The following is a 23,566-nucleotide window of genomic DNA, read 5'->3' on the forward strand; positions in this document are numbered from 1 at the left end:
GCCGATGGATGTGCATTATAGACCATTAAATTCCTTTAGCAACCCCTTTTTTAATATTACTGCAACAACAGTTCGCTTTTTAATCAAAAATGCTAAAAATAATCATTTTTTATATAAACATGGCTGTAAAAGCATCAATTTATCTAAAATTTTCTCGTCTTGGTTCTTTTCCTGCCACCTAAGTGGGCGACAATCAATATATTCACAATATCCACCCTCACCTTGTAAACATTGTTCATTCCAACTTAATTGGTATTGAAAGCTTCCTACATACCCAGCAGCCAATCCAAACTTATAGTCACCACGGCTTTGTGCATAAAGTTCAAAAATAATTTTTCCATTTTTTTTACACTGCCAAGAAAATTCTCTGGGTAAATACATCTCTTTACCGTTCGGTGTTCTAACTTTTGGATAAACGCGATGGATATGTAAATTTACATCTTCAGTAAAACTCTCAACAGGCTTCCCAAATTCTTGAATATCTAATCTTGAACATAAGATGATATTCCACTGATTTCTTATTTGTGAAAATGCAAGCTGAGTCGTTTCATTTAAATTAATAATTTGGCATGTGTAAAAACATAAAGATAAGAACGGTAAATGCAGGGCTCTTGCGTGTTTAAATCGTCCCAACCCTTCAACTTGATACTTTTGCCCTTTATAAAAAACTTCACCTTCACATAAACATAGTGTTGACCAATAGTCTGAAACACCCCACTGCAATGCAGAGTTATTAGAGATATTTTCTGAAATATGAATAGTAAGATCGCAACCCATTTCTAGGTCTAATCTCTGAAGATGGATCTTTGGGATTTTCCACTCAATCAAGTCTGTTTTATCAAACTTGTATTGTTCTGAGTCAAACTGGCACTGCCGCCGAATAGAATAAGTTTTTAAATGTCCCACACTATGTTGGCTATTACTCACAAGCACAGTTGCAGTATCAATTGCCGAAGTCGTAATGGTGTGAGCGTTATAGCAAAGAGGAATTCGTGGCTGCCCAACTAGACTAATGTAATTAAAGTAACGCAGTGGAGCAGGAAGATTTGGAAGAATTAAGCCTTGATAAACTATTTTAAAAAAGCCGCGAGAAGGCTGATATACAACCCCCTCTTTAGCATTCAGGCCCAGCTGCTGTAATTGATTAATTTGACTTATCAACTTAGGCATACTGAACCTCTTCTATTTTATGTTTTTATTGTTTCGTTACTCTTGCGTGCAAATAGTGTCGTAACAAAACCAGAAAGAGCATAGAGAATTGAAACAGTCAAAATGCCCATTGGAATATTATAAGTGATTGCTGCAAAAATCAGTACTACTGGCAACATAACTACAAAGGGAACGCGTTTACGGTCCATTTGTTTGAAAGAGTAATATTTAATATTGGAAATCATGAGCAACCCCACAACAACCATAATCACAGCATTAATGGATTTAATCGCTATATCACGTAAATCAAAAATGAAAGGATAATCGCGAGCAACCCAAACAAGGGAAATAATGATAATGGCAGCGAGTGGACTTGCAATCCCAATAAAATAGCGCTTATCAACAACACCAATTTGTACATTGAAACGTGCTAAACGGAAAGCTGCACATGCTGTATAAACAAAACAACATGCTAACCCAATACGGCCTAAATCATGCAAACTCCAGCTATACATCAGCATTGCAGGAGCCACACCAAAAGCTAATAAATCAGAAAGGGAATCATATTGCTCACCAAAAGCACTTTGTGCACCAATCGCGCGAGCAACTCGACCATCTAGACCATCTAGAAGCGCTGCTATAAAAATGGCATAAATAGCTTGGGTAAAATCCCCATTCATACTTGCAATGATGGAATAGAAACCAGACAACAAAGCGGCTGTCGTAATTAAGTTAGGCCAAAGATAAATACCTCGGCGCTTCACTTTTTGTCCTTCCGGATTATCCTCTTCTTCAACCACTTCGAATGTAATCCCATCAAATGAATGTTCATTATGAGTTAAATCTTGCTCTGGTTTAGGCGCATTTGTCATTATTTTCTATTCCAAACATGTGCATTGATTTAAGTTAACTGTTACTCACCTACTAACCAGCGAACAGCAGCGTGACCACCAGTTTCTTGCATGCGTAGATGCGGGAATAACCACTGTAGAGCCTGATCAGCTTGTTCAGAGAACTGCCAAGGTGGATTAATCACTAATAGACCACAACCATTCAAGCCTACAGGTGTGTCATCTGGCCATACACAAATTTCGCAGACTAACTGACGGCGAATTCCTGTTTTAAACATTTTCTTTTCAAAACGTTCAATCATCGCTCGGTCTTTAATTGGATACCAAACTGCAAAAACGCCTGTTGGCCATTTCTTATGAGCTTGTTGTAACAGTTCAACTAATTGCGGAAAATCTTTACGCTCTAATTCGTAAGGCGGGTCAATCATGACCAAACCACGTTTTTCTTTTGGCGGAATTACGCCGAGCAAACCTTCATAGGCATCACGCTCATGTAAACCTGCACGTTTATCATAAATGTTGTGTCGCAATTGTTGAAAAACATCGCGTTGCATTTCAAAAATTGTTGCCTTATCAATTTCACGCATGCCTTGCAAAGCAAACCATGGTGAGCCCGGATAACTACCTTTGCCTTCTTCAGAGCGTAGCTGTTCTACCAACTTCAAATATTGCTGGATTGCTTCAGGTGCCTGACGCTTTTCCATTTCAGATATTTGAACTAGACGGTGAATGCCTGTAAGAAACTCTCCAGACTTTTGTGCAGGCGCCAGAGATAAATCATATTTTCCTGCACCTCCATGCGTATCGATATAACGATAAGGTTTATCTTTAGCATTTAAACGGTTGAGAAGCTGTAGCAAAAGCACATGCTTCATAACATCTGCAAAGTTGCCCGCATGGAAATGGTGACGGTAATTCATGTTGACTTTAATTCCTCAATTCAACAAATAGTTTAACATGAAAAAAATATTCTTTCGTAAGGTTGTGATCATCTAAAATAGAGCGGCTTGATATTTTTACGATCTACTCGAGGTTATATGCTCTCTCACCCGCTTCCGGACTCATGGGATCTGGATCAAATTCTAGATGATTTAAATACGCATGGCTTTGCGATTATTAATCAAGCCTATTCGGATCAATATCGCGCTCAAGTCGCTAATGAGTGTAGCCATCATATTGATGAATTTAGAGAAGCTGGTATTCAAAACGGCGTGATGAGTAATATCCGTAGCGATCATATTCTCTGGATTAATGATCAACTTCCTATTGCTCAGCAACATATTGAAACCTTAACTTCTTTTTCACAAAATCTAAATCAAGCATTCTATTTAGGAATTAAAGAAGTGGAAGCTCATTTCGCCCGTTATGGTTTGGGTGAGTTTTATGCTTTACACCGAGACAATCCTCAGCAAAAAAATGATCGTATTATCTCAACCGTTTATTATTTACATCCAGAATGGCAAGAAGATTGGGGTGGTCAATTACGACTGCAAGATAAAAATGAGAAGTGGCATATCGTTAATCCAGAGCCAAATCGACTTGTAATATTTCAAAGCAATTTATTACATGAAGTATTAACTTCAAAACAACAAAGACTCTCTATCACAGCTTGGCTTCGTAGCGGAAATTCGATTTGGGTTTAATGGTTACTCTTTAAATTTGGTAAATGAACCCGATATAAAAGCTATTGATTAAAGAAGGTAATGGCGTATGTCTATTGAAAGTAAAACAATTGTGAACCGAATTGGTGAAACAGACCAACTTTATTTGACTGAAAATACGCCTGAACTTGCTTTGGAGCGTGCCGAGTTACGCATGCAACTTGTCGTATTAAGTCGTGTTCGCCAAGAACAACTTCATTTCCTACAAGAAGCGATTGTTTTGCTTGAACAAGCTCGTATGGAATATGAAGAAATGCCTTTGAGCTTATATCTTAATTTGTCTCTACACTTGGCCAAAGCGTATATGCTTTATTTTGAACTTAATAAAGAAAAACGTTTTGCGTTGATTACTCAACAAATTTTGAAGCCATTAGCACATCATGAACATGCTGATATTTATTTCTTCTTGGCTTATGCGTCAGCCGCTCGACAAGAGTCGGCATTGACACGCCATTGGTTAACTAAATATTTATCAACGTCTACATGTGATCTTGAATTGCTTCATGGCCAACCTGTATTTGACCTTGTACGTCATGAGCCATGGTATAAAGATAAATTAAAAGTAAAGACACATTAAACAGATAATGTAATTAGGCCTGTTTTATATATTGAATATAAAACAGGCCTTTATTTTATTCGTTTATTTTTTCACACTATCTTCATGTAGTTGTTCATTAAGTTCGTCAATTACCACAATCCATTCATCATCTTTTTCCCAATGGCTCTTTAAAAAATCACTTTGACCTTTTGACCAAAAAGAGGCTTCATGTAATTTCTGTTCAGCAGGCAATTGATGTGTTTTGATAAAGTTTTCGATGCTTGCTTCATCTGAATCTAAACCCAGCTGATCAAATAAAAGCTCTAAAGTAGGTTGCTGTTCAAACATTGTTATTCTCCTATAACTTGTTTTAAATCATCTATTAACTAATCTAACAATAAAACCTTTTTATATGCATGATAATGTTTATATTTTCTTGTTGTTTTTTGTGTTTTGTTTCAAATGATTAAATATAAAAAAGCACTCTAAAAAGAGTGCTTTTTTTAACTTATCAAAAAGATAAATTATTTCAACATGTCAGCAATTGCTGCACGTTCTTCTTCAAGCTCATTTAGAGTGAAGTTGATACGTTCACGGCTGAATTCATCAATTTCTAAACCTTGAACGATTTTGTATTCACCATTCTCAGTTGTTACAGGGAAACCAAACATAACGCCTTCTGGAATACCATAAGAACCGTCAGATGGAATACCCATAGTTACCCATTTGCCGTTTGTGCCAAGTGCCCAATCGCGCATATGGTCAATTGCAGCGTTAGCAGCAGAAGCAGCAGAAGACAAACCACGTGCTTCGATAATCGCAGCACCACGTTTACCAACAGTTGGAAGGAACACATCTTTGTTCCATGCCGCATCGTTGATTTTGTCTTTTAAGCTTTCGCCATTTGCAGTTGCAAAACGGTAGTCAGCATACATTGTTGGAGAGTGGTTACCCCAAACTGTTAAGTGTTCGATATCAGCAACTGCAACACCAGCTTTTTGAGCAACTTGAGTCAACGCACGGTTGTGGTCAAGACGCAACATAGCAGTAAAGTTTTTCGCTGGAAGGTCTGGAGCAGAGTTCATAGCGATGTAAGCGTTAGTATTTGCAGGGTTACCTACAACTAATACTTTAACGTCACGGCTAGCAACTTCGTTTAATGCTTGACCTTGACCGATGAAAATTTCACCGTTAACTTTTAACAAGTCAGCACGTTCCATACCAGGACCACGTGGACGAGAACCTACCAATAAAGCGTAGTCAGCATCTTTAAATGCAACTTTCGGATCATCAGTCCCGATCATGCCAGCCAATAAAGGGAAAGCACAGTCATCAAGTTCCATCATTACGCCTTTAAGCGCTTGTTGAGCTTTTTCAACTGGAACTTCAAGCAATTGTAAAATAACAGGTTGATCTTTACCTAACATTTCACCGCTTGCGATACGGAATAATAAGCTGTAACCAATTTGACCTGCAGCGCCAGTCACGGCAACACGAACGGGTTGCTTCATGTAATTGTCTCCAATGAGTGTCCTTAATCGGGCTAAATAGGAATTCTATCTAACCAAATCATCATAAACGGCAAAGATTGTACTCTAAAGATGTGGCAGATGCATGTAAAAGCGACTCATTTTCACCAAAAGTCTGATAGAAAATACAAATTAATCTTTACAAATAGATTCAATGTATGGTCAGCATTTTTTCACGAAATGATAGTTACCTTTAGTAACTACCTTTAATCGTGATTTCACCAGGGCAATTCGATACAACATGATTTGCACATTGTTTATATTGGCCTTTTACCGTGTAGCACACCTTCACTTCCGTTAAAACAACATCTGAACGTGATAACTGACAAGTCAAACGAATACCATTTTGAGGCAAGCTCGGATTAAGACGAGTAAATTGCTGTTTCAAGGCCGACTGTTGAATTTCAACATTTGTCGAGCTGGTAAGGCTAGCTGGAATTTTTAAACGTTCAGCAAAGTTAATGACTGTCCGGAAATATTGACTTGCATTCATAGGAACGCATCCCCCTACACTTTTCCAAAGCTGTACACGCGCATTGTTGTCAGGCATGACCCGAGCTACGACTTTGGCTTGCAATGGGGAAAGAGCTGCCGAACTTTCTGTTGAACAATCAGTCTGATTTGTTTCTGGCATAAGGCCCGTAATTGTCAGTGAATATCCTTCAAGACATTTACGTTGTTTTTGTTTAGAGGGATCTAACGCACATGCGGCAGGTGTCATTTGTACGTGCATAACATATCCCTGTAAATTAACAGGTTCGGCATGCAAAACGGAACTCATCAATCCTACCCCTGCACAGATAAGCCACCATGCAAGTTGCAAAATTGAACGAAGTTCCAAATATCTATATTTCATTTAATTAAAACTTGAATATGCCAATTAAAAGAAGATCCATCATCAACCACCTAAACTTAAGGCGATGTACGCATTGGAATGACTTTCATACGTTGTGATAATGATTGAGCCCCTTGCCCCAATATCACACCATAATGTGTTGCATTCGTCATAACATGCTTGACATAGTCTCTGGTTTCTAACAATGGAATTGTCTCTGTATATTGGTCAGCCGAAATTGATTGAAAGTCCGGTTGCCAACGTCTTGCCCGATTAGGTCCAGCATTATAACCTGCCGTTGCCAAAACTGGATTATTGCTTAATTGTCCCTGAATCATCGACAGATAAAATGTACCATAACGAATGTTGGTATTCATTTCATTTAATGCCGCTGGATTATAGGTTTCGCCCATTTGACGTGCAATCAGCTTCGCCGTATCAGGCATAATTTGCATAAGTCCACCCGCCCCAACGTGAGAGCGTGCGGAGGTAACAAATCGGCTTTCTTGTCGCATTAAACCATAAGCCCACGCTGGATCAATTCCTGCATTGTAACTATGACTTACGACATTAGTCTTATGGGGGGTCACATAGCGATACGTATCATTATGTTTATTTGTTGTACGATCTGCTGCGTAAATTGCACGGTCATACCATCCCATATCATGAGCACGCTTTGCAGCAGCTAACAACACACCATCATCATGTTGAAGATAAGCTTGTCGAACGGCCCAGTTCCATTCTCGATTGGTATAAGTTGGATTTGCATTAATACGTCTTAAAGTAAAAGCACGATTAAAGTGAACATTCTGATCTAAACGTCTTAAATCACTTGCTGTTGGTTGATCATCATAAGGTTGGTGATTATAACGTTCGCCCAAACGATCTTTTGCTAAAAGATTGTGATAGTCATCGCCACTTTCAGCTAACTTCTTATAAATACGTTGCGCAGTATTTTTTGAATTACTGTCATTGCGCTGCTCTGTTGCACGAGCAAGCCAATATTGCCAGCGATCTTCTTGTTTTTGTGTCACGCTCATAGCATCAATGGCACGAATTAAACTTTCCCACGCACCAAATCGGATTGCCTGACGCGCATAAATTTCAGCTTCTTCAGGGCTTAGAGGGTAACCGTAACTTGCATCAAAATATTGAAGAACTTCACGATTGAAATTATTTTTCATGACCGTGGTGCCACCAATATAAGCCACCGTTCTATATAAATACTTTTGTATATTCTCTGGTGTACCTTGAGCGACACGTTGGACGTTCGAAAAAGCATTAGGTAAGTCATTATTAGCTAAACGACCTAATGCAAAAATCAAATAAGCATAGTCTGTATCATTTGTTTTAGGCGCACTCCACAAATAATTGAGTGGGTTAGCCTGAATTTGGTTAAGCTGAGCCAAAGACAGATTCATACCTAAAGTCTGCGCCGTAGCAAGGGCCTGTCCTGTTAAACCAGAACGTAACTGCACCCAAAGGCGCTGTTGCTTATCTTGCTGACTCATTAATGGGCTAGATAACATCAAGCGTCCTAGACCCACACAAGATTCAGGTTGCGATTCGGTGGCTAACCATACATCTTTATATTCAGCAAAAACTAATGCATCACCGGTTTTGGCTCTCACCTGCGCCAATGCACAGTTTTCGGCCTGATCTGGATTGGTGACATAAGATAGTAAAGGTTGTGCAGATGCGAAGTCAGCTTGTTTAACTTTTTCTTCAACATAATCGGCGGCTAATTTCTCAGCCATTGCTGATTGAGGATAACGTTGAGCAAAACTTACAATCGAAGCTGAAGGTTGAAAGCCAAGATTGGTATTAAGTTTCCAATATTCTGGATAGTACCCCAATACATCATTTTGCATAGCAAGCTGATATTGGTCTAATAACGCGGTATTGCCACTATTTGCAGCATTTAATGCATCATTGAACTGCTCTTCGGCAGCATAGGTAAATGAACAACCAAGTAAACACATAGCTCCTAACCAGCTACGATGCATATATTTATTTTTCATTACACGACTATGGATTGATGAGCTCTTTCTACTTGGTCTCATAAATGTGTTAAACCCTGACTATTCACCTTCAAAGCATAGTTTAATTAGTCTTCGTGCTTTCTTTTGTTGTGTTATGTAACTCTATGATTCAACATCATTAAAATTCACATAATTTACTTCAAAAAAACGGTATCACGTTCTAAAGGTTTACTGTTATCGGTTCGGTCCAAATACTGCTATAATGAATGGTTTGACCCATTTTGGGCAAATTTATTCTTTTTTAGATCGATCTGTTAGGAGCCTGCATGACGGTTCAAACCTTCATTCCCAATGGTGCCAAAGCTGCCTCAGAAAACACTGTTACCCAGCCAACGCACACCACTGATGTTTCAATAAAAAAACTTTATATTGAAACTCAAGGGTGTCAGATGAATGAGTATGACAGTCACCGTATGGCAGACCTTTTAGGGGACTCTCACGGTTACATTTTAACGAGCAACCCTAATGAAGCAGACATCCTGCTCATGAATACATGTTCTATTCGCGAAAAAGCACAAGAAAAAGTATTTAGTGAATTAGGGCGCTGGCGCAAACTAAAAGACAAAAATCCAGATCTTGTGATTGGTGTCGGTGGGTGTGTTGCCTCTCAAGAAGGTGACAATATTCAAAAACGTGCGCCTTATGTCGATATGATTTTTGGCCCTCAAACATTACACCGTTTACCACAAATGCTTGATCAACATAATGCTCAAGTAGAAAAACCTAAAAAAGACAAAATCAAACTCGTTGATATTTCTTTCCCAGATATTGAAAAGTTCGACTTTTTACCAGAACCACGCGTAGAAGGCTTTAAAGCATTTGTTTCTATTATGGAAGGCTGTTCTAAATACTGCTCTTTCTGTGTAGTTCCATATACACGCGGTGAAGAAGTTTCTCGACCTTTAGACGATGTACTTGCAGAAATTGCAGGCCTTGCTGAAAAAGGTGTCCGTGAAATTTCACTTCTTGGTCAAAATGTAAATGGTTACCGTGGTGAAACCTTCGAAGGTGGCATCTGTACCTTCCCTGAATTGTTACGACTCGTTGCAGAAATTCCGGGTATTGGACGCTTACGTTATACAACATCACATCCACTTGAGTTCTCTGATGAGCTAATTCAGTGTTATGAAGATTTACCTCAAATGGTGTCACATTTACACTTGCCTGTTCAAAGTGGTTCGAATGACGTTTTACAGGCAATGAAGCGAAATCATACGATTGATGTTTATATCGATAAAATTGCGAAGCTACGTAAAATTCGTCCAGACATGCATTTATCAAGTGATTTTATTATTGGCTTCCCTGGTGAAACTGATGAAAATTTTGCAGAAACATTGCAATTTATCAAAGATTTAGATTTCGATCACTCGTATAGTTTTGTTTATTCGAAACGCCCAGGTACACCTGCATCGGACTTGCCAGACACCACACCTGAGCAAGTTAAAAAAGAGCGTTTAGCTCAAGTTCAGAAAGTCATTAAACAGTCTAGTATTGAAAAAACAGATGCCATGTTAGGTAAAATTGAACGTGTACTTATTGAAAAAGTATCTGATCAAGACCCTAATATTTTAATTGGTACTGCTGACAATACACGTCTAGTCACTTTCGTTGGTGATGCAACTTGGGTTGGTCGTTTTGCAGAGATCGAGATTACTGAAATTAAAACTTTAAATTTTGTTTACGGTGAGCTCTTGAATCTTGAACCTGACGTGGCGTAATGTAGAGGTATTCTAAAGTCTACTGAAAGGTTTTCTCTTGACTGCAGCGATTCGACGTACCGTAACATTTCCTGAAATTTCAATGGAACGTTTAAAGAGCATTCTAGGTGCCTATAATGGGCACCTGAAGCAAATTGAACAGCGTTTAGATGTCAAAATTACTCATCGTGGAGATGTTTTTCACATAGATGGTGAAATAGATGCTGTTGGGAGAGCCGAAGCATTATTGCAACGACTCTACGAAGAGTCTGAGGTATCCCAGCAAATCAGTGCTGATCTATTACACCTCCTCATTCAATCGTCACAAACTGAACGCAATTTCGAGTTGGTTGGTGACGAAATGGATGAACACGATGCGCCGCTTGATGTCTATTTCCAGACCCGAAAAGGCCGCATTAATCCACGTGGTGCCAATCAAAAACGTTATGTACAACGTATTTTACAAAGCGATATTTCTTTTGGTGTAGGCCCTGCTGGTACAGGTAAAACCTATTTAGCAGTTGCTGCCGCCGTAGACATGCTAGAACGTAACGAAATTCAGCGGATTTTACTTGTACGTCCTGCTGTAGAAGCTGGAGAAAAGCTGGGTTTCTTACCAGGTGATTTAACCCAGAAAATTGACCCCTATTTACGTCCTCTTTACGATGCACTTTACGAAATGCTTGGCTTTGAAAAAGTTGCCAAGTTAATTGAGCGTCAAGTCATTGAGGTTGCGCCTCTTGCATATATGCGTGGGCGCACACTTAACCATTCATTTGTCATTTTGGATGAAGCTCAGAACACAACACCAGAACAGATGAAAATGTTCTTGACCCGTTTAGGTTTTGGCTCTCGTGCAGTGATTACAGGTGACATTACCCAAGTAGATTTACCTCGAGGTCAACAATCTGGTTTGGCACACGCACTTCGCGTACTCGAAAATATTACAGAAATTCATATTACCCGTTTCCATTCCCGTGACGTTGTACGTCACCAACTGGTTCAAAAAATCGTTGAAGCGTATGAAGGATGGGATGGTGAACAACAGCGTCTTAATGCTGAAGCACGTGCTGAACGCAAAGCACGTCAAGAGGCATTAGTTGCTGAAAACGATACAGCAGCAGACTTGCAACATCAGGATGCTTAAGGATTTATTTTGAAAATCAGTTTAAGTTTACAACAAGACTTTCAATCACCTGAGTTAGAGCTCAAACGAGCTCAACTCAAAAAAATTATTGAGACAACTTTACGCCACGTTGGCTATAAAGAAGATTGCGAAATTGGCGTTGCTTGTGTCGATTTAGCAGAAAGCCAACAACTTAATCTGCAATATCGAGAGAAAGATAAACCAACTAATGTTTTATCATTTCCAAGTGATATTCCTGAAGAAGTTTTACCAATGCTAGATGCCTTACCTTTAGGTGATTTAGTTATTTGTATTCCAGTGGTATTACAAGAAACATTAGAACAGAAAAAAACTGCCCAAAATCATTTTGCACATCTATTAGTACATGGTGTTTTACATTTGCTTGGTTATGACCATGAAACCAGTGATGAAGATGCAGAGGAAATGGAAGGGATTGAAGTCGAAATTCTAGCAAAGCTGAATATCGAAAATCCTTACCAAGAACAGATTTAATCATTATTGATTAGAAGAAAAACATAATCTGTCTTCAGATGGGATTTTTTCTAATTAATTATAATCAATGTGGATAAGCTAAGACTTATCCACATTTTTATTAATGTACTTCAAATTCTGCTTGAGCCGGATCGAAACGCCACGTACGTACAATACGTAATTCAGAAATATCTTTCATATTGGCATCGAAATGCCCAAATGGTGCACCGCGACGTACTGAAGACTTAGCTGCTTCATCTAATATAGAGTGCCCTGAGCTTTCAAGTAATCGAATTGCACGAATTCCGCCTTGGGCATTCAAAATCACCATTAAACGGACTTCGCCTCTTAGCTGTTGTTGTTTGGCTTCTTCTGGATAATAGCGATTACCATACAACTCTACTTTTTCACGGAACTTATCTAAATAAGCAGCCGAAGCATCTTTCTTCGCTTGAATTCCATCTACTGTTTTGATTTTTTGTTGCCGACTGAAATCTTGTCTACGTTGTAAATATTGTGCTTCAAGACTCGCAACCATCGCAGCTTTTGCCTGAAATTGACTTTGTAATTGTTCTAGTTCTTTTTTCCTTTGACTCGCATCAGCTTGTTTTTGCCAACTCAAAACAGTCATTAAGACTTTTTCTTCAAATTTAAGCTCTCTTTGTTGCTGAACCTTTTGCAAACTTTCTAACTCTGCATTTCCTGTTGAAGCATCATTAGGCATCGGATTTGGAGTATCACTAGAGGTACGATGGGCTTCACGAAATGTGCCCGAACCCTGCTGGTCCGCTTGTGCCAAAAAGTCTGCCTGCTGAACTGGCTCATTGCTTGATCGAATTGAAATTGCAATTTCTTTAGTAGATTGCTCTGACGGGCTAGGCATGGCAAAGTGGATGAGCAACACAAAAACATGCAGTAAGATTGCCAATATGGTTGCAGCAATAAAGACTCGGTCTTGCCACCAATGGTAAAAAGGCTCTATGGATAGACTTCTTTTGTTCAACATAATCTTAAAAGCATATAAATGCCTTATCCCCACGGTTTAATACCGAATAAAATATAAACTGATATTCAAATCTGGATAAAAGTGTGATTCACTTCAAATATAGAATTTTATCCATTTTCATTTTGTCAAAATGTATCAATTAAATTTGTTACACTGCAATATCAAAACTCGTTTTTTATCATAATAAAGATTGTGTTGGTTCTTAAGTAAATTATCTTCTGGAAGTTCTTTTATGCAAACGCTATTTTCCTCATTAGTCAGACGCCTTAAAAAGGTCTACCAAAAAGCAGAAGCATTCATTGAAGAAGAAAGAGATTTTACGTTATCACAAACCTTTCTGAATGCAACTTTACAACGTTATGTTACCAATAATGTTGAATTTCTAGATGACCTCCATGCGGATCTTTATCATGACTGGTTAAGGTTATATGCAACCATGCATGTAAAAGGCCTAGAGACGACACTATCTGTTGATTTAAAGCTGATTCAGATGGAATTTAATCAAGAACAACAGCTTTTAGTTTTTGAACAAATTAGTAATACACAAATTATTGAAGCTAAATATAAAAACATTTGGCAGAAGATTGCCGTAAAAGCCGCGGTTTTTTACTACCATAAAATTTTGAAAAAAGATCCTTTAGGAATGATTCTGGAACGTTTTAATGTAGCAGAGGAACGTGATGAACTGATATTTCTTGACCTCAATCGCTGGTTTGGTAAAAAAGCCAGTATTATCGAGACATTAAGTAAAGTGCATGTAAATTACGCACGAGTTCGTGAGGCTGAGTTAGTCGTATTTGGAAATGTGAATTTAGCTGCGTTACTTTACCGTGATCAGGACGATGATTTTGAAGATGAATTAGAAGATTCTGAAATCACACCAATCCAGCAAAAAGATGCATAGCGCTGTGATGAATAAAAATGAATTAACTGCCAAAAAACACAAATAGATTACACATTTAGCATAAATCCTGATTTTTTCTCCATGATCAACAGGCATAATATGTTTAAGTTATAGATGCATCAGCACTGACTTTTCAGTCTGTACAAGGATATTTACTTATGGCAACAAAATTTCTGAAATCGTTTGGCATCGCAACAGGTATTTCAACAACTTTGCTTTTTGCAGGTTTCTCAAGCCATGCACTTGCCATGAGCCCATTTCAGGCAAATTATCAGTTCACTTATAATAATAAAGGTATGGGTTCGGCTACACGTACCTTAAGCCAGCAAGGTAATAATTGGACTTACAATTTCACGGCAAAAGCTGGTGGAATTGCTTCTGCAAGTGAAACAAGTAAATTTAGTTTTGCTAATGGTAAAATTGGATCTCAAAGTTTTAGCCGTACCAGCAAAATTTTGATTCATAACAACACCATGAATATTAACTTTAACCCAAACAGTAAAACTATTTCTACCAAGAAAGACGATAAAGCTCGTTCATTTGCTTGGCAGGCTGGTGTGCTTGATGAGTTAAATGCAGAATTACAAGTGCGTGAAGATTTAAAAAATGGTTCACTTAAAACCTCATACCCTCTTGCTGATGCAAAAGAAGTTGAAAATCGTCGTTTTGTAAAACAAGGTAATGAGAAAATTAAAACTTCTTATGGCACATTTGATACCGTAAAAGTTGTTTTAGAACATGGTAAACCAGACCGTAATACCATTTTCTGGTTAGCACCTAAATTGGACTACTTACCAGTTAAAGTCAGCCATGTTGATGGTAAAACTTCTTACGGCCTGTTATTAACAAGTTATACAGGTAAAACGAATTAAAGCTTGCATTTTTTCGGATGCTTTTTAAAATACGCATTTGCTTTAAAAGCATCCGTCTAGAGGATTCTCCCGTGCACGCACTAGAACAGAAAATCTTAACAGAAGGTATCGTTCTATCTGATCAAGTCTTGAAAGTCGACGCTTTCTTAAACCACCAAATTGATCCTGTATTAATGCAGCAGATTGGTAAAGAATTTGCCGCTCGCTTTAAAGATGCAGGGATTACCAAGATTATTACCATTGAAGCATCAGGTATTGCACCTGCAATCATGGCAGGTTTGGAACTTGGTGTACCTGTAATTTTCGCTCGTAAATATCAGTCATTGACGTTAAAAGATGACTTATATCGCTCTAAAGTATTTAGTTTTACTAAACAAACTGAAAGCACGATTGCGATTTCAAACAAACACCTTCATTCAACTGATAAAGCATTAGTTATTGATGACTTCTTGGCGAATGGCCAAGCAGCATTAGGACTAATTGATTTAATTCACCAAGCAAATGCAGAAGTTGTGGGAGTTGGTATCGTGATTGAAAAATCATTCCAACCGGGCCGTGATTTATTGCTTGAAAAAGGCTACCGAGTTGAGTCATTAGCACGTGTTCTTTCTCTTACAGATGGTAAAGTTACTTTTGTAAAAGAATAAATTGTGCAAATAAAAAAGAGCGGATATCCGCTCTTTTTTTGGCTGTTTAAAGAGAAACTACAAGCTTTTTAACAACTTCACCCAAACGCTTACCTTGAGCTTCACACAAAATCTTTTCATCCTGACTTAAGCTCTGGTCATGGCGGGGTCCGCTTACATGACTTGCCCCATATGGTGTTCCACCTGTTTTAGTGTTAGATAAAGCTGGAATTGCATTTGGTAATCCCAAAATCATCATCCCGTGATGAAATAACGGCGGTAACATCGTGAGTAAAGTACTCTCCTGTCCACCATGCATTGATCCAGAAGAAGTAAAAACACAAGCAGGTTTATTATGTAATGCCCCATTGAGCCAAAGACTCGTCGTTTGGTCCCAAAAATATTTCATTTCACTTGCCATATTGCCGAAGCGAGTTGGGGAACCCAACGCCAGACCTGCACAATTCGCTAGATCATCTAGCGTACAGTAGATATCGCCTTCTGCCGGAATACTAGGTTCAGCTACCGTGACGACCGGAGCAATATTTGGCACTGTCCGAATTTTCACTGACATACCCGCAGACTCAACACCATTGGCAATTAAATGCGCCATTTCTTTAGTAGAACCATATTTACTGTAATAGAGTACAAGAATGTAAGGTTGCATCGGTTTCATAAATTTTGTTAAAAAGAACACTATACGGTATTTTTTATTTTTTTGGCGAAACCAATTTTATGAAATTCTAGAGGTGATTGATTGTTTAGCGTTAAAGGCAACACGAGCAAATTTCTCAAATTCGTTGAGTAAAAGGTTCACCAACTTTTGATGAATCTTATGATCACACAACAGAAAGCCAACTTTTCTGAAAAGATTATGGCTACAATTTTTTCTATAGCGCATAGTAAACTTACAGAACGACTTTAATTCTATAAGTTATTATTTTGCTTTAATCTACGATTTGAGTTCTTCAGCTCATACTTTGATAAGCTATTAATCGCCCAACATGATGATTAAAAAAATCGGGATAGACAACGCATGTTACAACGTTTTTTAAGTAAGCTTCCTTTTTATAATAAAACCTGGTTTCAGTTCGTTTTATATGTATTTAAACGTTTTGAAGCTGATCGGTGCCGTGAACAAGCTGGTTCCCTCACCTATACAACACTATTCGCAGTTGTACCGATGTTAACGGTTTTTTTAGTTATTATTTCTTCAATTAAAGCGTTAGAACCTGCAAGACAACAGCTCCAACATTTAATCTATAGTAATTTTTTACCCAAGAGCACTATTGCATTTGATAAAGCTCTAAATGCTTTCACAGAGAAATCGAGCAACCTGACCGTTATTGGTGTGCTATTTTTATTCGTCACTACCGTTTTAATGCTGACCTCAATTGAAACCGTCTTTAATCGCATTTGGCGCGTAAAAGAAACTCGTAGTGGCATTATGGGGTTCATGCGTTACTGGACCATCATCTCTTTAGGTCCGATTATCTTAGGAAGTGCATTCGTCATTTCCTCGACTGTCGCTTCCATGAATATTCTCAGCAATAATTTTGCAGGATATCAACTTGATGGATCATTCATACTCTGGTTGATTTCTTTCTTATTGACCATTGTTGGCTTTTTTATTTTGTATTGGACTATTCCGAATCGAACAGTTCCAGTTTATGCAGCTGGTATAGCGGCCTGCTTAAGTGCTGTACTTTTTGAAATACTCAAAAACCTATTCAGCTTCGTCATGTCAAATTTCACCAGCTATGAACTGATCTACGGCGCATTTGCAGCGGTACCTATCTTCCTGTTATGGATCTTTCTTTCATGGAATATTATTTTACTGGGTGTAGAAGTTAGTTTTGCTTTAACTGCTTTTCACTCAGGTAAAGAACAAAAACGACATCCTGTTCTAATGTTATTAGATATTCTTGAGCTGTTTTATAAAAAGCAAAAGCTGGGTGAAAGTGTAAGTGATAAAGAAGCTTTAGAAATTTTAGGTCGTGGAGAAATTGGTCGCTGGCCTGCTTATGTGCTTTTACTAGAAGAACAAAATTTGGTTAAACGCACCGATAAAGATGAATATGTTCTAGCGCGTAATTTATCCCAAGTTGATTTCTGGAGTTTTTTCACAGCCCTTCCGTACCCATTGCCTTTACGTCAAGATGTCCAAAATGTGCATGATGACGATGAATGGATGGAAAAAATTGGACCAGCACTCATTGAGTCTAATGATTATTTAGCGGCAAAACTTTCTATTCCCCTTTCAACAGTTTTTGAAGAGAAATAGAAAAATAAGGCGATTTATTAATATAAATGCCTTCCACTTCTAGACAATAAAAAAACCCTATTATTGAAAAATAATAGGGTTAAAAATTGGCAAATTTAGGAATGGATTATGCTTTCACAAAAGTTTTCCATACAAAATCTTGCGTTGCACCTTTTAATGTCATTTTTAACTGATCACCCGAGTGTAAAGGCCCAACACCAGCAGGTGAACCTGTCATAATTACATCACCCGGTTCTAGTGAAAATACCTGATTAATATCAGCTAATAGATCACCAATGGTAAACATTAATAATGCCGTATTACCATCTTGACGCAATTCATCATTAATATGGAAAGTGAATTTAGTTTCTTGCCAATCTGTAATTTCGCTCAAATCTACCCAATCAGCCAACACACAAGCACCATCAAAAGCTTTTGCACGTTCCCATGGATGACCTTTACTTTTCAGATCATTCTGTAAATCACGCATTGTTAAATCAAGACCTAATGTCACCGCACCAATCGCTTTTAATGCTTTTGCAGGATCTGTTTCACCTTTTAAAGGCTGGTCAATGCGCAAAACTAATTCACACTCAAAATGACAACTGCCCCAAGCTGGATTCCAGGAAATACCGTCATTTAAACCAATCAAACTACTAGGTGGTTTAATAAATAATATAGGCTTGTCAGGCATAGCATTATTTAATTCTTTGACATGATCAGCATAGCTTCTGCCTACGCAAACGATTTTTGAAGGACGTGTATTCATGAGGCTTCCTTTGTTGTTGCGGCTAATAATTCCAATAATCTATTTCTTAAATGTATTTTCAAATATCGTTTGATCTGAAACCTGTGCAAATGCTCGCTTTGGCACAATAATTACAGTTTTGTTTTTTAATTCAAGCATGTACGTCAGCTTACCTTTAGCAAAGGTTTGCACATCCGCATATTGCACTACTTGCTTACGCTCACTGGAATAAAGCTCAAAATAATCTTGATAAAGGTCGATTCCCTGCTCACTCTTTCCGAACTGGTAACGAACAAATTGACGTTTAAATAACATCGGTAAAAGCCAATAACGCATCAGCCCTTGCATCACCAGAAAAAACAAACCTAATCCGACATAATATCGGCCAACCCCAGAGAAACCTAAATAAAGTCCCCAAATAATAATTGCAATGCTAATCGCAGGTGTTAGAAAACGGGTAAATTGTTTTTTCCCAAATGTTACTAACGAAAATCCATCTTGTGATTCTTCTAAATTCAAATAGTAACGTAGAGATAAAGCTGTTTTTTGCTCAGTCATTGCAATGCATCAATACTCAATAAATCGAAACTATTAGAGCATATTCATTTCAGCTTTAAAATGAATCAAAGGCTATTTTTTGTTTTGTTTAAAAGAAGCAGTTATGGTTCTGTTGCAAAATATTTTTCGTTGCATATATGGAACGTAGATTCATATTTTTTGAGCTTATTTCACTTTTTAAAATTTCTACAATAAGAGCATCACCTTCTTAGTGGAATGTCTCATGTCTTTTTTTGCAAAATTATTTGGCTTAAATCAAAAAGCAACAATCTCAAAAGATGTGGTTACGCACACCACTCAAGAGACGAACCTTTCAAATAAACCAAGCTTTTTAGAATTAATTAAAAAACGTCGTTCAATTTATTCAATAGGAAAGAACTTAAAACAGTCCCCAACTGAAATTGAAAAATTAATTCAAGAGGCTGTAAAACATAGCCCATCTGCATTTAACTCCCAGTCTTCTCGCGTTGTGATTTTATTTGATCAGTCCCACCAAAATTTCTGGAATATTGTTTTAGATGTATTAAAAACGATTATTCCAGCAGAAGCCCTAGCTGGAACTGAACAGAAAATTCAAAGTTTTGCGGCAGGTACAGGTACAGTTTTATTTTTTGAAGACCAACATGTGATTAAAGGTCTACAAGAGCAATTTGAAGCATATGCAGATAATTTTCCAATCTGGTCTGAGCACTCAACAGCAATTGCACAATTTGCAGTATGGAACGTACTGGCTGAACAAGCTATTGGAGCTTCTTTGCAACACTACAATCCAATCATTGATGAGAAAATTAATGCTGCTTTTAATGTTCCTGCTCATTGGAAGTTAAGAGCTCAATTGGTATTTGGTTCAATCGAAGCCGAAGCCGGAGAAAAAGCTTTTATTGAAGATGAAAATCGTTTTAAAACATTTGGCTAATTTTCTACTTTTTAACTCTTTCAAAGCTGGTTGCCACGAGCACCGGCTTTTAATAGAAATGACAAAAAATAGGCACAAAAAAACCGCTATATATAGCGGTTAATTCTTCAAGTGGTGCGCTCAGAGAGATTCGAACTCCCGACCCCTTAGTTCGTAGCCAAGTGCTCTATCCAGCTGAGCTATGAGCGCGTACTTGATGTTGCGCATTATACGCATTTTTTAAGGCTTAGGAAGCCTTTTTTCATCTTTCTGTCATCAACCGTCTAGTTCTTAGCCACACCCCTCTTTTACATAAAATAGTAGCTAAAATTATTGAAGACTTTCTTACCTAAGATGTATTTGAAATATTTTTTTTCAAATAAGTTTTATAGGCTTTTTGACGTATTTCGCCACATACCTAAAAGCTAAAGTCGACCATTTCACTCAACATTATAGAAATAATATATTTCTAGCTAAGCCCTAACATTATAGACCTAAGTAAAATTTATCTAATATACTGCTTCAAATAAGTGGAAATATAAGAAAAAATATAATTAATTAAAAAAATATTATATAAAAACCATTATTATTTTTACGTCTAAATTAAATGAATTATTATTTCTTTAAATATTATTTAATATTAAAAAATGTGACTAAAAATACACATTGACAGCTTTTGATATCTAACCAATACTAAATTCCAATTATTGAGATATACATCTCATTAATTATGTAGCGCAATAAATAATACTTACTTAAAAATACATAATTATATAGGAAATAGACCAACATGTTTTTACTAAAAAATCTCGTATCTTCGATCTCAAAAGTTACTCAAGACTTGGGTAATGTTGTATCGGTAAATACCACTGTAAACACGGGTTCTTCTGTTGATGCACATGTTTCAACATCAGGCTTACTTTCAAATGTTATTTCTACAGTAACTAATACGGTTACGCATACTGCAACAGGCTTAGTTTCTGATGTGGTTGGCACTGTAACTGGTACTGTCGGTTCTACAAATCCATTAGAAACAGTAACCAATGTTGTGGGTGGTGTAACTGGTGGTTTGATTGGAGGCGTATCTGGCGGCAATCCTCTTGAAGTAGTCACTGGTGTTATTGGTGGCATAACAGGTGGTGTGACTGGCGGAACATCACCAATTTCCCCTGTCATTGATGTCGTTCAAGGCGGTATCGATATTCTTCAGGGTGTCGAAAGTCTAAAAACTGAAATTATCAACACTGGCATTGAAACTGTTGCTGGAACAATCATTGGAGTACTCCCACAAACTGAACATCCTGTTTCTGAAATTGCTGACCTTGGTACCTTAACTTTTGAAACTTCTCGCGACACCGTAAACGGTGCTCTTGAAGTTGTTTCTGATTTAGTAGGTGGAGATATCTCAGGCGCAACTGCGTCAGCAACTGGAATTGTTGAAACACTTATCAACAATGGTACAACTGCTACAGGTATTGTCACTGGTGTTGTAGGAAGTGTTACCGATGTAGTTGGTGGTGTCACAGGCGGTGTTGGCGGTAATCCTCTTGAAGTCGTAACTGACATTATCGGTGGTGTAACAGGCGGGGTTGGTGGTAACCCTCTTGAAGTTGTGACTGACATCATCGGTGGCGTAACGGGTGGTATCGGTGGCGGCACATCTCCAATCTCTCCAGTAATCGACGTAGTTCAAGGCGGTATCGATATTCTTCAAGGCGTTGAAAGCCTAAAAACTGAAATTATTAATACAGGTATCGACACTGTTGCCGACACAATCATTGGCATTCTTCCACAAACTGAACATCCTGTATCTGAAATTGCTGACCTCGGCACATTAACTTTTGAAACTTCTCGCGACACGGTTAACGGCGCACTTGAAGTTGTTTCTGATTTAGTTGGCGGAGATATCTCAGGCGCAACTGAATCAGCAACTGGTATTCTGGGTACACTTATCAATAATGGTACAACTGCTGCTGGTATTATCACTGGTGTTGTAGGAAGTGTTACAGATGTAGTTGGCGGCGTAACAGGCGGTGTTGGTGGTAATCCTCTTGAGGTTGTGACTGACATCATCGGTGGCGTAACAGGTGGCGTTGGCGGTAATCCTCTTGAAGTTGTAACCGACATCATCGGCGGTGTAACGGGCGGTATCGGTGGTAATCCTCTTGAAGTTGTGACTGACATCATCGGCGGCGTAACTGGTGGTGTTGGTGGCGGTACATCTCCAATTTCTCCAGTGATTGACGTAGTTCAAGGCGGTATCGATATCCTTCAAGGCGTTGAAAGCCTAAAAACTGAAATTATCAACACTGGTATTGATACCGTAGCGGATACGATTATCGGTATTCTTCCACAAGTAGAACATCCTGTTTCTGAAATTGCAGACCTCGGCACACTAACTTTTGAAACTTCTCGCGACACAGTTAATGGTGCTCTTGAAGTTGTATCTGACTTAGTCGGTGGTGATATTCAAGGTGCAACCGAATCAGCGACTGGTATTATCGGTACACTTATTACTAATGGCTCTACTGCAACTGGTTTATTAACAGAAATCCTTGGCGGTGTAACAGGCACTATTGGTGGAGTTAATGGTGGTGATAGCCCTCTTGGCGTAGTAACTGATCTTCTTGGAGGTTTAACTGGTAGTGTTAGCGGTGATAGTCCACTCGGTGTAGTGACTGACCTTCTAGGCGGTTTAACTGGTGGCGTTACTGGTGGCACAGAAAACCCTATTGGTATCGTAACGGATATCGTGGGTAGCTTAACTGGTGGGGTGACTGGTCAAGGTGGCTTAGATGTCATTTCTAATTTACTTGGTGGATTAACAAGTGGCAGCCTACTCGGTGGAGTAACGTCTACAGTAACTAGCGTAACAAATACAACGCATACTATCGTACCTCAGTCATTACTTACTGATAACTTCTTAGATAATTCTTTCCATACTGTTTAATATCATTAAAAGAAAGCCACTTTTATAAGTGGCTTTCTGATTTAATATAGTTTCAAATATTAATTTAATACTAATCAATCTCTTGCCATCTATAATACTTTTTATGTGCTAATTCCAACATTGCATAATCATTAGGAGTATCACCATAAGCATATATGGTCGGGTATTGGCTTAAATCATATTTATTTTTTATTCTATTTACTTTTTCCAAATAACCACAATCACCATCAATAAAATGGCCTGTTAAAATACCATTATGTGTTTCAAGTTGGTTGCATATAACATCTAAACCTAAAGAATGACACCAACTTTCTAAATAAACACCTAATGATGCAGATACAACAACAATTTGATCACCTTGTTGTTTATGCCAGAGAATACGCTCCAAAGCATTTTCACGAACACATGTAGGAAGTACCTTTTTAGCAAACTCTTGCCCCATATCTTTTAGGGAATTCGCGTCATAACCCACATATCCTACTTGGCAGAGCTTAGTTCGAATGGTTTTATCCGTTACCCAACCAAGTTTATAGCCAGCTATATAGGGTGCAAGCCGAATACCACCGACGAGTTGTGTTTTTCTGTCTAAAGAAAATTTAAGAAACAAGCTGAATGTGTCGTTATGAGTGATGGTGCCATCAAAATCAAATAAAGCTAGGTTCATTTATGATTATCTCTAATATAATTAAAAAGTTATAAATTTAGATTTATTAAAATTACTAAAAAATAAGCACAAAAAAACCGCTATAAAAGCGGTTAATTCTTCAAGTTGGTGCGCTCAGAGAGATTCGAACTCCCGACCCCTTAGTTCGTAGCCAAGTGCT

22 protein-coding genes, 1 tRNA gene and 1 pseudogene are annotated in these 23,566 nt (G+C 38.0%); 11 read left to right on the forward strand and 13 right to left on the reverse strand.

The features are described 5' to 3' along the window. Positions 1-92 precede the first annotated feature (92 nt). From QLG01_RS02930 to rlmJ, 3 genes and pseudogenes are all read right to left on the reverse strand, one after another. A pseudogene (locus QLG01_RS02930) lies at positions 93-1,170 on the reverse strand (DUF6670 family protein). 17 nt (positions 1,171-1,187) lie between these two features. Further along, positions 1,188-2,021: a CDP-diacylglycerol--serine O-phosphatidyltransferase gene (gene pssA / locus QLG01_RS02935; RefSeq protein WP_004789558.1), complete on the reverse strand. Its 834-nt coding sequence runs from the start codon at positions 2,019-2,021 to the stop codon at positions 1,188-1,190. A 41-nt stretch (positions 2,022-2,062) separates the two neighbouring features. After that, on the reverse strand, positions 2,063-2,920 hold the full coding sequence (rlmJ, locus tag QLG01_RS02940; protein WP_004789560.1) for a 23S rRNA (adenine(2030)-N(6))-methyltransferase RlmJ: 858 nt from the start codon (positions 2,918-2,920) through the stop codon (positions 2,063-2,065). A gap of 117 nt (positions 2,921-3,037) precedes the next feature. Here rlmJ and QLG01_RS02945 point away from each other — a divergent pair, with 117 nt between their 5' ends. Together QLG01_RS02945 and QLG01_RS02950 are read left to right on the forward strand one after the other, a co-directional pair. Then, positions 3,038-3,643: a 2OG-Fe(II) oxygenase gene (locus QLG01_RS02945; RefSeq protein WP_004789561.1), complete on the forward strand. Its 606-nt coding sequence runs from the start codon at positions 3,038-3,040 to the stop codon at positions 3,641-3,643. 67 nt (positions 3,644-3,710) lie between these two features. Then, entirely contained in the window at positions 3,711-4,238 is a 528-nt protein-coding gene (locus tag QLG01_RS02950; RefSeq protein ID WP_002119538.1) for a hypothetical protein, read from the forward strand. Between the two features lie 63 nt (positions 4,239-4,301). Here QLG01_RS02950 and QLG01_RS02955 read toward each other — a convergent pair whose 3' ends face one another. The 4 genes from QLG01_RS02955 to QLG01_RS02970 all read right to left on the reverse strand — a co-directional run bounded on the left by QLG01_RS02955 (position 4,302) and on the right by QLG01_RS02970 (position 8,584). Further along, complete coding sequence (locus QLG01_RS02955; protein ID WP_002119522.1) at positions 4,302-4,547, reverse strand: DUF2789 family protein; 246 nt, start codon at positions 4,545-4,547, stop codon at positions 4,302-4,304. 176 nt (positions 4,548-4,723) lie between these two features. Continuing rightward, positions 4,724-5,710, reverse strand: coding sequence for a malate dehydrogenase (locus QLG01_RS02960; protein ID WP_003653591.1), 987 nt, complete (start codon positions 5,708-5,710; stop codon positions 4,724-4,726). A 211-nt stretch (positions 5,711-5,921) separates the two neighbouring features. After that, positions 5,922-6,584 carry a hypothetical protein gene (locus QLG01_RS02965; RefSeq protein WP_004789563.1) on the reverse strand — a complete coding sequence of 221 codons (663 nt, stop codon included), beginning with the start codon at positions 6,582-6,584 and terminating at the stop codon, positions 5,922-5,924. A 56-nt stretch (positions 6,585-6,640) separates the two neighbouring features. Further along, a complete protein-coding gene (locus tag QLG01_RS02970; protein ID WP_107882056.1) occupies positions 6,641-8,584 on the reverse strand; it encodes a lytic transglycosylase domain-containing protein in 1,944 nt (647 codons plus the stop codon). A gap of 287 nt (positions 8,585-8,871) precedes the next feature. Here QLG01_RS02970 and miaB point away from each other — a divergent pair, with 287 nt between their 5' ends. The 3 genes from miaB to ybeY are packed head-to-tail and all read left to right on the forward strand — an operon-like array spanning position 8,872 to position 11,941. Beyond that, complete coding sequence (gene miaB / locus QLG01_RS02975; RefSeq protein WP_005301343.1) at positions 8,872-10,323, forward strand: tRNA (N6-isopentenyl adenosine(37)-C2)-methylthiotransferase MiaB; 1,452 nt, start codon at positions 8,872-8,874, stop codon at positions 10,321-10,323. Positions 10,324-10,360: 37 nt separating this feature from the next. Beyond that, the gene (locus QLG01_RS02980; protein ID WP_004789570.1) at positions 10,361-11,449 is read left to right on the forward strand and encodes a PhoH family protein; all 1,089 of its coding nucleotides are present in this window, start codon (positions 10,361-10,363) and stop codon (positions 11,447-11,449) included. Positions 11,450-11,458: 9 nt separating this feature from the next. Further along, on the forward strand, positions 11,459-11,941 hold the full coding sequence (ybeY, locus tag QLG01_RS02985; RefSeq protein ID WP_282495796.1) for an rRNA maturation RNase YbeY: 483 nt from the start codon (positions 11,459-11,461) through the stop codon (positions 11,939-11,941). A 100-nt stretch (positions 11,942-12,041) separates the two neighbouring features. On the opposite strand, the gene QLG01_RS02990 is transcribed toward ybeY, so the two are convergent. After that, entirely contained in the window at positions 12,042-12,926 is an 885-nt protein-coding gene (locus tag QLG01_RS02990) for a TonB family protein (RefSeq protein ID WP_005301340.1), read from the reverse strand. Positions 12,927-13,158: 232 nt separating this feature from the next. Here QLG01_RS02990 and QLG01_RS02995 point away from each other — a divergent pair, with 232 nt between their 5' ends. The 3 genes from QLG01_RS02995 (at position 13,159) to QLG01_RS03005 (ending at position 15,349) form a co-directional block, all read left to right on the forward strand. Then, positions 13,159-13,830, forward strand: coding sequence for a hypothetical protein (locus QLG01_RS02995; protein WP_013196794.1), 672 nt, complete (start codon positions 13,159-13,161; stop codon positions 13,828-13,830). Positions 13,831-13,988: 158 nt separating this feature from the next. Further along, on the forward strand, positions 13,989-14,702 hold the full coding sequence (locus QLG01_RS03000) for a DUF3108 domain-containing protein (RefSeq protein ID WP_004789577.1): 714 nt from the start codon (positions 13,989-13,991) through the stop codon (positions 14,700-14,702). A 71-nt stretch (positions 14,703-14,773) separates the two neighbouring features. After that, positions 14,774-15,349 carry a xanthine phosphoribosyltransferase gene (locus tag QLG01_RS03005; protein WP_004789579.1) on the forward strand — a complete coding sequence of 192 codons (576 nt, stop codon included), beginning with the start codon at positions 14,774-14,776 and terminating at the stop codon, positions 15,347-15,349. A gap of 46 nt (positions 15,350-15,395) precedes the next feature. On the opposite strand, the gene wrbA is transcribed toward QLG01_RS03005, so the two are convergent. Continuing rightward, entirely contained in the window at positions 15,396-16,004 is a 609-nt protein-coding gene (gene wrbA / locus QLG01_RS03010) for an NAD(P)H:quinone oxidoreductase (protein ID WP_023274375.1), read from the reverse strand. A gap of 360 nt (positions 16,005-16,364) precedes the next feature. On the opposite strand from wrbA, the gene QLG01_RS03015 reads away from it, so the two are divergent. Beyond that, the gene (locus QLG01_RS03015) at positions 16,365-17,612 is read left to right on the forward strand and encodes a YihY family inner membrane protein (protein WP_016140126.1); all 1,248 of its coding nucleotides are present in this window, start codon (positions 16,365-16,367) and stop codon (positions 17,610-17,612) included. A 106-nt stretch (positions 17,613-17,718) separates the two neighbouring features. Here the strand turns inward: QLG01_RS03015 and QLG01_RS03020 are convergent, their stop codons facing one another. Further along, positions 17,719-18,360 (reverse strand): fumarylacetoacetate hydrolase family protein, encoded by a 642-nt coding sequence (locus QLG01_RS03020; protein WP_111854999.1) that lies wholly within the window; start codon positions 18,358-18,360, stop codon positions 17,719-17,721. Positions 18,361-18,399: 39 nt separating this feature from the next. Beyond that, positions 18,400-18,897 (reverse strand): YcxB family protein, encoded by a 498-nt coding sequence (locus QLG01_RS03025; protein ID WP_005301331.1) that lies wholly within the window; start codon positions 18,895-18,897, stop codon positions 18,400-18,402. A gap of 223 nt (positions 18,898-19,120) precedes the next feature. Here QLG01_RS03025 and QLG01_RS03030 point away from each other — a divergent pair, with 223 nt between their 5' ends. After that, the gene (locus QLG01_RS03030; RefSeq protein WP_282495799.1) at positions 19,121-19,813 is read left to right on the forward strand and encodes a nitroreductase family protein; all 693 of its coding nucleotides are present in this window, start codon (positions 19,121-19,123) and stop codon (positions 19,811-19,813) included. Between the two features lie 112 nt (positions 19,814-19,925). Here QLG01_RS03030 and QLG01_RS03035 read toward each other — a convergent pair. Continuing rightward, positions 19,926-20,002 (reverse strand) — tRNA-Arg (locus QLG01_RS03035). Between the two features lie 580 nt (positions 20,003-20,582). On the opposite strand from QLG01_RS03035, the gene QLG01_RS03040 reads away from it, so the two are divergent. Then, a complete protein-coding gene (locus QLG01_RS03040) occupies positions 20,583-22,742 on the forward strand; it encodes a hypothetical protein (RefSeq protein WP_282495800.1) in 2,160 nt (719 codons plus the stop codon). Between the two features lie 70 nt (positions 22,743-22,812). Here QLG01_RS03040 and QLG01_RS03045 read toward each other — a convergent pair whose 3' ends face one another. Continuing rightward, positions 22,813-23,406: an HAD-IB family hydrolase gene (locus QLG01_RS03045; protein ID WP_005301324.1), complete on the reverse strand. Its 594-nt coding sequence runs from the start codon at positions 23,404-23,406 to the stop codon at positions 22,813-22,815. Positions 23,407-23,566: the final 160 nt, after the last annotated feature.

This window comes from Acinetobacter sp. V89_4 (genome assembly GCF_029967875.1).
In the GTDB taxonomy this organism is placed as follows: domain Bacteria; phylum Pseudomonadota; class Gammaproteobacteria; order Pseudomonadales; family Moraxellaceae; genus Acinetobacter; species Acinetobacter oleivorans.